Here is an 8,674-nt window from a genome sequence, read left to right as displayed (position 1 = left end):
CCGAAACCGACACAGGTGGTCAGGTAGAGTATACCAAGGCGCTTGAGAGAACTATGTTGAAGGAACTCGGCAAATTGCACGCGTAACTTCGGAAGAAGCGTGACCCCATTTTACGCAAGTATGATGGGGTGGCACAGACCAGGGGGTAGCGACTGTTTATCAAAAACACAGGGCTCTGCGAAGTAGCAATACGACGTATAGGGTCTGACGCCTGCCCGGTGCTGGAAGGTTAAAGGGAGGGGTGCAAGCTCTGAACTGAAGCCCCAGTAAACGGCGGCCGTAACTATAACGGTCCTAAGGTAGCGAAATTCCTTGTCGGGTAAGTTCCGACCTGCACGAATGGCGTAACGACTTCCCCGCTGTCTCCAACATAGACTCAGTGAAATTGAATTCCCCGTGAAGATGCGGGGTTCCTGCGGTCAGACGGAAAGACCCCGTGCACCTTTACTATAGCTTTACACTGGCATTCGCCAAGGCATGTGTAGGATAGGTGGTAGGCTTTGAAGCAGGGACGCCAGTTCTTGTGGAGCCATCCTTGAAATACCACCCTTATCTTCGTGGATGTCTAACCGCGGTCCGTTATCCGGATCCGGGACAGTGTATGGTGGGTAGTTTGACTGGGGCGGTCGCCTCCGAAAGAGTAACGGAGGCGCGCGATGGTGGGCTCAGACCGGTCGGAAATCGGTCGTCGAGTGCAATGGCATAAGCCCGCCTGACTGCGAGACTGACAAGTCGAGCAGAGACGAAAGTCGGTCATAGTGATCCGGTGGTCCCGTGTGGAAGGGCCATCGCTCAACGGATAAAAGGTACGCCGGGGATAACAGGCTGATGACCCCCAAGAGTCCATATCGACGGGGTTGTTTGGCACCTCGATGTCGACTCATCGCATCCTGGGGCTGGAGCAGGTCCCAAGGGTATGGCTGTTCGCCATTTAAAGCGGTACGTGAGTTGGGTTCAGAACGTCGTGAGACAGTTCGGTCCCTATCTGCCGTGGGTGTAGGAATATTGACAGGATCTGTCCCTAGTACGAGAGGACCGGGATGGACGTATCTCTGGTGGATCTGTTGTCCTGCCAAGGGCATAGCAGAGTAGCTATATACGGAATGGATAACCGCTGAAGGCATCTAAGCGGGAAACCAACCTGAAAACGAGTGTTCCCTATCAGAGCCGTGGAAGACGACCACGTTGATAGGACGGGTGTGGAAGCATGGCAACATGTGAAGCTTACCGTTACTAATAGCTCGATCGACTTCTTCGTTCCCATTGTTCATGCTCATCAAAGATGAGCATCATCTGTTCTGTCCTGACGCGCATAGCGCTCCGGACGGGCCGCGCCACAGGGCGCGACGACCTCTGGTCTGTATGGCAAACATACGGGAAGGTCGCAGAAAGACGTGTTAAATTAAATGAAGCGCAAGCTTCCCAGCTTCTCGAAACAACACTCATGTGAAAACATGAACTGTGTTGCGTTTTGCCGACCTGGTGGTTATCGCGGGGCGGCTGCACCCGTTCCCATTCCGAACACGGCCGTGAAACGCCCCAGCGCCAATGGTACTCCGTCTCAAGACGCGGGAGAGTAGGTCGCTGCCAGGTCTGCAAAACGCAACAAATATCTTCTCAAGCAAACTCTTCGGCCCAGCCGATACAAAGGGCCGCTCAAAGCGGCCTTTTTGCATTGCGTAACATGAAAACATAAGGAAAACGCCTCGTGCGTCCCTTAAAGGAGACAAATCGCCTTCGGCAATTTGCTCCGGCAATATACATCACAGCCTCCCTGTGATGCAGTCGCGATAAATCCCATAGGGATTTACGCTGGTAACGCGGGGTGGAGCAGCCCGGTAGCTCGTCAGGCTCATAACCTGAAGGCCGCAGGTTCAAATCCTGCCCCCGCAACCAATATCTTCAAGACTATCAACAACAAAGCCCTCCCATCCCGGAGGGCGCCTTGCGTTTAGGGCCTTGGATACCGCAAATGAATTGCTCGCGGTATAGCCACGTGGGGCTATGATAGCGTGCAGCGGTCGATCCTGCTCGCGGAGCACTTTGCAACTATCTAACGATTGGTTCTGAAGACCACGTTCTGCTTTGGCGTATCCCGGTAAAAAACGAGGGCGCAAATCCAGAGTTGCTCGCGCCAATTCAAACCCCCATACTTTAGCTTTTCTAAACAAAAACCCATCTGTGGCGGGATTGTCTCTCTTTGTTGACGCGCAAATAATGAGATTTGTCAGAGGGATAAATTGAGGTGGGGCCTTGGGGCTGCAAATTGGTGAAGACCAAATTGCCAGCGAGTTTTTGAGGAAGTTCTGCCTCCCGCGAAAACCTTTGACCGTCTGCAGGTTGACGCAAGCCTTGAGCGATCTCACGGGGAGGGCTTTCGAGGCGATCTGTAGATTTCCGGCTATTGAAATCATCAGGACAAGCAAATCATGACGACCCGCCTGGATCCACGTTTTCGCCCGTTCGAGGTAAAGCGCAAGGTGCGCGAGAGTGCCACGATCACGTCTTTTTACCTCACGCCTGTTGATCCTGCGGATTGGTGTACTTTTGAGGCGGGCCAGTTTCTGACGATCCAGATACCTCATCCCGAAGGCAAAGAACCGCTTGTCCGGAATTACACGGTTTCGTCAGGACCAAATGAGATCGGGGTCTATCGTATTACCGTGAAACGGGAAGCCGCTTTAACGCCCGATATGGCCGATGGTCTTGTTTCGTGCTGGCTCCATGACGCCGTTGAAGAGGGTGCGGTCATCCATATTGACAGGCCGCGTGGTGCCTTCAAACTCGACAAGGCCAGTCAGCGACCGGTTATTCTCTTGTCCGGTGGCGTCGGGCTGACACCTACGATTTCCATGTTGAAGGTCTTGGTTGCGGAAAGCGATCGGCCCGTCTGGTTCGTCCATGCCTGCGACGGTGCTGCTACCCATGCGCTGCGTGAAGAAGTACGGGTGCTCGCTGAACAGCGCAGCAACGTCCATATTCATTACTGTTATCGTTTTCCGACCGACGAGGATGCCAATGCCGGGCTATTCCATTCCGCCGGTTTCATCACGCGGGAGACCTTGCAGTCGTTTCTGCCGCTGGACGATTACGAAGTCTATATGTGCGGACCACCGCCGTTCATGCAGGCGATGTATGACCTGCTCCTCTCCCTCGGCTTGGAGAAAAGCAAGATTGCCTACGAGTTTTTCGGGCCTGCCTCCCTGCTTTCGCCTTCGCAGCCGAAGAAGGGAGCAAACCTCAGCCTCCCTGTTGCTCCGGTGGCGTCAGAGTCTGAGTACTCCGGCATCGAGATCGTTCTTGGAAAGTCAAATGCCAGATTCGAGTGGGATTCAGCCTCGGAATCCATCCTGAGCTTTCTGGAGAGCCGGGGTATTGAGCCAGCATTCTCCTGTCGCGCGGGTGTCTGCGGCAGCTGTGTCCAAAACCTTGTGTCCGGCGACGTTGAATATGTGGAAGAGCCGCTGGATGACGTGCCGTCCGGGCAGATTCTCCTCTGTTGTTCCAAGCCCGTGAGTTCAGTCGTACTCGACCTCTGAAACCAGATTCCAGCGTTTATCCAAATCAGCGAGATCAACCCATGGCCGATACACTCAGACTCAACCCGCACGTTGCTGAACTCCCGCCTTATAATGCTGGAATGAATATCGCCGTTGCGCGAAGCAAGACGGGTTTGACCGATATTGCGGCCCTTGCCAGCAATGAGAATCCATATGGTTGCTCTCCGAAGGTAACCGCTGCGCTGGCCAGTCTCGACCCTTCACGCTATGCGGATCCTGCCTGTGTGATCTTGCGTGATGCGCTTAGTCGAAAGCTCGGCGTTGCCGGAAACCGGATTGTCATTGGAAACGGCTCCGAAGAGATGATCGCTGCCGTTTGTCGCGCGGTCCTGCGTCCGGATGCTAACGTGGTCGCGATGATACCTGGTTTCGGCCTTCACGAAATCGAGCCCAGAGCAAATGGTGCGAAAATCATCAAGATACCGATGACGAAGGATCTTCGGTTCGATCTTGAGGCGATGACGACCGCATTGCGCGAAAAGCCATCGATATTCTTCATCTCCTCGCCTTCCAATCCCGTGGGCCCTGCGTTGCGACAGGATCAGCTCTCAGGCCTCATTGCAGCTGTCCCGAAAGAGACGTTGCTTGTTTTCGACGAAGCCTATTTCGAATTCTGCGATGGGAATACGCCAGATGGGCTTAAGACACTGGCTGACAGCGCAATCTCCTGGGTCGTGCTCAGAACCTTCTCGAAGGCCTATGGGCTGGCTGGGTTGCGCGTCGGATATGCCGTGGCTTCCGATGAGCGGCTGGCACAGGCCATGTCATCTGCAAAAACACCGTTCAACGTCAATGCAGCCGCGCAATTGGCCGCAGTTGCCGCGCTCGATGACGAAAACTGGATGCGGGTTTCAGTCGAAAGCGTCGTCAAGGAGCGCAGGCGCATGGCTGCGGCAATCGCCTCGCTTGATCTTTTCGTTCCGGACTCTCAGACGAATTTTCTTTTCATCGATGTTGGTTGCGACAGTTCGATCGCTTTCGATCATTTCCTGTCCCATGGCGTCATCGTCAAACCCTGGAAAGAACCGGAGTTCGCCAGCTTCATTCGTGTGACCGTCGGGCTTCCTGCGGAAAACGACCGTTTTCTCGAAGCGTTACGCTCACTCAAAGATAAGCTTCCTGAGGCAAAAGTCGCGTCATGATCGAACACAATACCGCCTCAACACGGGATTTGTCCGCCGCGTTTCTCAATGAAATCGACCAGATTATCGGCCTGTCGAACCTGAAACGCGGTGATGCCGTTGCCAATCTCGATTATGGCGTAACGCCTGCGAATTTCGGTGCGGATGCGGTTGCTTTCCCTTCATCTCCGCACGAGGTTGCGTCGATCATAAAAACTGCGGTTGCCCATGGTATATCGGTTGTACCACAGGGTGGCCGAACCGGGCTTGTTGGCGGGGGTGTGTCCGTCCCCGGTCAAATCGTGGTGTCGACCGCCCGGCTGAACCGGATCGTGGAAATCTATCCAGATGAGCGGGTTGCCGTTGTGGAGGCGGGCGTTACGCTTCAAGCGTTGCAGGCGGCCGCATCGGAGCATCGTCTCGAGCCAGGCATCGACTTGCCATCGCGTGGTTCTGCCACGATTGGCGGAATGGTCTCGACCAATGCCGGCGGGATTTCTGCCTTTCGATATGGGGTGATGCGACATCGCGTGCTCGGACTGGAAGTCGTATTGCCTGATGGCTCGATATATTCCGACCTGACACGCGTGGTGAAGAACGCCGCAGGATACGATCTGAAGCATCTCTTCATCGGGGCCGAGGGTACGCTTGGTATTGTGACCAGGGTTGCCATCAAGCTTGAACCTGTTCCCGCAGCAACCGCCACCGCACTTTTTGGGCTTCCCTCCGTTGAAGCGGCTCTTGAGGCAACCAGGCTGGGGTTGTCCGTGAGGTATGGCCACATGTGTGCGGCGGAAGCGATCTGGAATTCGTTTTTCGCCCTGACGGCGGGCGAGCACCTTTGGTCGGCGGCAGATTATGCCCCTGACTATCCCGTCAACCTCATCATGTCTCTGGGCGGCGGTGACGAGGAACAGCTTCAGATGGAGCTCGGCCGGATTTACGAGGAGCTGTATGAAACCTATCCGAACGTGTCCGCTGTCGTCGCAACATCGAAGGCGCAGGAAGCAGAGTTGTGGCGTCTGAGGGAGGACACGGACCTTATCTATCGCAGATATCCGGCTGCGCCGTCCTTTGACGTCTCCGTCCCCTTGTCGCAGATCGGAGAATATGTGGCTCGCTGCGTACCGGAGCTTCGGTCAATCGCTCCTCTCCTCGATCCCTACCTCTTCGGCCACATTGCCGATGGCAATCTTCACATTGTTCTCAATGCAGCCGGGGCAGCTCTGACGCCCGCCAAGATTGCTGCCATTGAATCCGTTCTGTACCGCGACCTGACGCAATCGGGTGGTTCGTTCTCGGCGGAACATGGGATAGGCTCCAAACGCATTCATGCGTTGCGGGAGACAGCGAACCCGGTAAAATTTGCCTTGATGACGCAGATCAAGGCCGCAATCGATGGCGGATACACTCTTAACCCCGGCAAAGTCACCGGCTGACATGACAACGCCGCGCTCTTTAGGCGCGCGGCGCGGACACGATATGGGCGACTACGTTTCAGTTCGCCAGAACGCCATTTTTTTGGCTGTCCAGGCGGCGATATAGTCCATAAATGCGCGTGACAGGCAGTCGTAAGTTTCGAGACTACTGGCCTTCAGCGCGCTTCGTGACGCATCAGATGTGCCTCAAGCATGCGGATGAGCATGACGAGGGTGAGGTTGATGACGAGGTAGATGGCACCCGCCAAGGCGAAAACCTCGAAAATCGCGAATGTCTGGCTCATCAGGCGCTTTGCATATCCCGTGATCTCGAGAACCGTGATTGTCGAGGCAAGGCTCGTACCCTTGACGACGAGGATCAGCTCATTGCCGTAAGCCGGCAGAGCCTGGCGAATGGCGAGCGGGAATTCGATCCGGCGGAAACGCATAAATGGTGACATTCCCGTGGCTTTGGCCGCTTCCTTGAGACCCGCGGGAACCGATAATAATCCGCCTCGCAGAATCTCCGATGTATAGGCGGCTGTGTTGAGCGCCATCGCCATGACCGCGCAGCGCGCACCATCACTAATCACCCACCACGTTATGGCATTGCCTTTGATAAATCCAATTTGGCCAAGCCCGTAGTAAAACAGGAACAGTTGTACAAGCAGCGGCGTCCCGCGAAAGACCATGCTGTAATATTTTGCAAACCCGGCAAGGAAATGGTTTTCGGACAGCCGCATGAGCGCAAGACCAAGGCCGAGATTGAAACCGATCGCGACAGATATCGCGGTTATGGTCGCCGTTGTGGAAAGCCCTTTCAAGAGGAAAGGCATCGATGTTTTCAGGAATTCGATATCCATCGCGTTACTTCCTCGCCCTTAGTCTCACCAGGCGTTCGACCCTGTCGAATCCAGCCTGGCTTATGATGGTGATCGCGAAATACACGACGGCTGCGATAAGAAAGAAAATCAGGGGATTGCGGGTGCTACCGGCGGCAACCGAGGCGGCGCGCATCAGTTCCTGTAGCCCGACAACCGATACCAGTGCCGTGTCCTTGATGGTTGTCTGCCAGACATTGTTCATACCGGGGATGGCAATGCGTAGCATTTGCGGGATGATGATGCGCCTGAAGATACGGCGCCCGGGAATCCCCAGTGCGCGCGCAGCTTCTATGTGTCCCGTCGGGATGGAAGCCAATGCTCCCCTGATAACCTCGGTCGAGTAGGCGCCTGAAATCGTACCGATGGCAATGATGGCAATGATGAAGGCATATCCGCTGTCCGCAAGGGCAGCATATCCGAAAGCTGTGGCAACCTGTGTCACGAATTGCACGGAAGAAAAGAACAGCAGATAGATGATAAGCAGTTCAGGCACCCCCCGCACGAGAGAGGTATAGGCGTCTACCACAAGTGTCAGCGGGAATATCCGCGCCCACTTGATGACCCCGCACAAGGTTCCGATCAACGCACCGACAAGCATGCTGACCGTACCGACGGCAATCGTTATTGCGGCTCCCTGCAGAATGGCTCTTATCCAACCACCCTGCCAAACTAGGATCAGACTAGACTCCATTGGATTTGCCTTGGTTTTGCTGCGCACTCCCTTGCCTTTTTGGCAGCAGGCATCGTCAGCGTCTTCGACCGTGCGCAAGCTGTCAGGTTGCGATTGAGTGTTGCCCCGCACTTCTGGGAAGAGCGGGGCAGGCGTCTTAGTTGCAGGGTCTGGAGATATCCATCTTGAACCACTTCTGGCTCGCTTTGCCGATTGAACCATCCGCGACGAGCTCGCACAGTGCCTTGTCGATCTTCGTCTTCAGTTCGGTGTTCTCCTTGGCAATTCCGACGCCGATCCCTTCGCCGAGGGTGGAATCGAATTTGCTCTGAACTTTCACGTCGACAAACTGAAAGTCCTTGCCTTCGGGCTTGGCGAGAAAATCCTGAAGTGCAGAGGCGTCTGCAAATGCTGCCTCAACGCGGCCGCTTGCGAGATCGATCTGCATATTATCGAGCGTGTCGTAGGTTTTGAGATTGGCATTAGGCACCCGCTTTTCGATGAAATGGGCGTGCGTCGTGCCGGTTTGAACGCCGATCGTCTTGCCGTCCAAGCCTTTCAACAAAGTGTCGATATCCTTGATGCCGGCGAGATCGGACGTCTTGGGAACGAGGAACATGTTTGCCAGCTCAGCATATCCGACCGAAAAATTGATTTCCTTTTTTCGATCCTGGGTAATCGACATCCCGGAGATGATGACGTCGAAGCGCTTCGCCTTGAGGGCAGGGATCAGGCCATCAAAGGCCTGCACGACGAACCGGCACTTCACGGCGAGCTTCGTGCAGAGCAGGTTGCCGACATCGGCGTCGAAGCCGGTTACATTGCCGGCAGCATCGGCCATGCTCCATGGTGGATAGGCACCTTCGGTGCCGATCGACAATTCGCCTTCGGCAGCGTGCGCCGTGCTGACGCCTGCAAGAAGCAGGGCGAGTGACAGGACTTTCAGATTCATATGCGAATTCCCCTATTTGGTTATTTGTTAGGTTTGATTTGCCGGACACAGCGCCGGCACAGCGGATCA

6 protein-coding genes, 1 tRNA gene and 2 rRNA genes (1 of these 9 cut by a window edge) are annotated in these 8,674 nt (G+C 55.2%); 6 read left to right on the top strand and 3 right to left on the bottom strand.

Going from position 1 to position 8,674, the window contains the following annotated elements:
* The 6 genes from RBH71_RS24875 to RBH71_RS24850 form a co-directional block, all read left to right on the top strand.
* A 23S ribosomal RNA gene (locus tag RBH71_RS24875) occupies positions 1 to 1,258 on the top strand (it extends 1,549 nt beyond the left edge of the window).
* A gap of 220 nt (positions 1,259 to 1,478) precedes the next feature.
* A 5S ribosomal RNA gene (rrf, locus tag RBH71_RS24870) occupies positions 1,479 to 1,593 on the top strand.
* A 226-nt stretch (positions 1,594 to 1,819) separates the two neighbouring features.
* A tRNA-Met gene (locus RBH71_RS24865) sits at positions 1,820 to 1,896 on the top strand.
* A gap of 533 nt (positions 1,897 to 2,429) precedes the next feature.
* Positions 2,430 to 3,539, top strand: a complete 1,110-nt coding sequence (locus RBH71_RS24860) for a 2Fe-2S iron-sulfur cluster-binding protein (RefSeq protein WP_003514214.1) — start codon at positions 2,430 to 2,432, stop codon at positions 3,537 to 3,539.
* 41 nt (positions 3,540 to 3,580) lie between these two features.
* A complete protein-coding gene (gene hisC / locus RBH71_RS24855; RefSeq protein WP_003514212.1) occupies positions 3,581 to 4,702 on the top strand; it encodes a histidinol-phosphate transaminase in 1,122 nt (373 codons plus the stop codon).
* The gene (locus tag RBH71_RS24850) at positions 4,699 to 6,120 is read left to right on the top strand and encodes an FAD-binding oxidoreductase (RefSeq protein ID WP_003514210.1); all 1,422 of its coding nucleotides are present in this window, start codon (positions 4,699 to 4,701) and stop codon (positions 6,118 to 6,120) included. Before hisC ends, RBH71_RS24850 begins: the two co-directional genes overlap by 4 nt.
* 155 nt (positions 6,121 to 6,275) lie before the next feature.
* Here the strand turns inward: RBH71_RS24850 and RBH71_RS24840 are convergent, their stop codons facing one another.
* The 3 genes from RBH71_RS24840 to RBH71_RS24830 form a co-directional block, all read right to left on the bottom strand.
* Positions 6,276 to 6,962 (bottom strand): ABC transporter permease, encoded by a 687-nt coding sequence (locus RBH71_RS24840; RefSeq protein WP_003514208.1) that lies wholly within the window; start codon positions 6,960 to 6,962, stop codon positions 6,276 to 6,278.
* Between the two features lie 4 nt (positions 6,963 to 6,966).
* Entirely contained in the window at positions 6,967 to 7,674 is a 708-nt protein-coding gene (locus RBH71_RS24835) for an ABC transporter permease (protein WP_035251901.1), read from the bottom strand.
* 136 nt (positions 7,675 to 7,810) lie between these two features.
* On the bottom strand, positions 7,811 to 8,605 hold the full coding sequence (locus RBH71_RS24830) for a transporter substrate-binding domain-containing protein (protein ID WP_003514202.1): 795 nt from the start codon (positions 8,603 to 8,605) through the stop codon (positions 7,811 to 7,813).
* Positions 8,606 to 8,674 lie beyond the last annotated feature (69 nt).

It is taken from the genome of Rhizobium sp. AN68 (genome assembly GCF_030758035.1).
GTDB classification, from domain to species: Bacteria; Pseudomonadota; Alphaproteobacteria; order Rhizobiales; family Rhizobiaceae; genus Agrobacterium; species Agrobacterium tumefaciens.
Note: the sequence above shows the minus strand (reverse complement) of the source record. Positions and strands in the feature narration are given on the sequence as shown.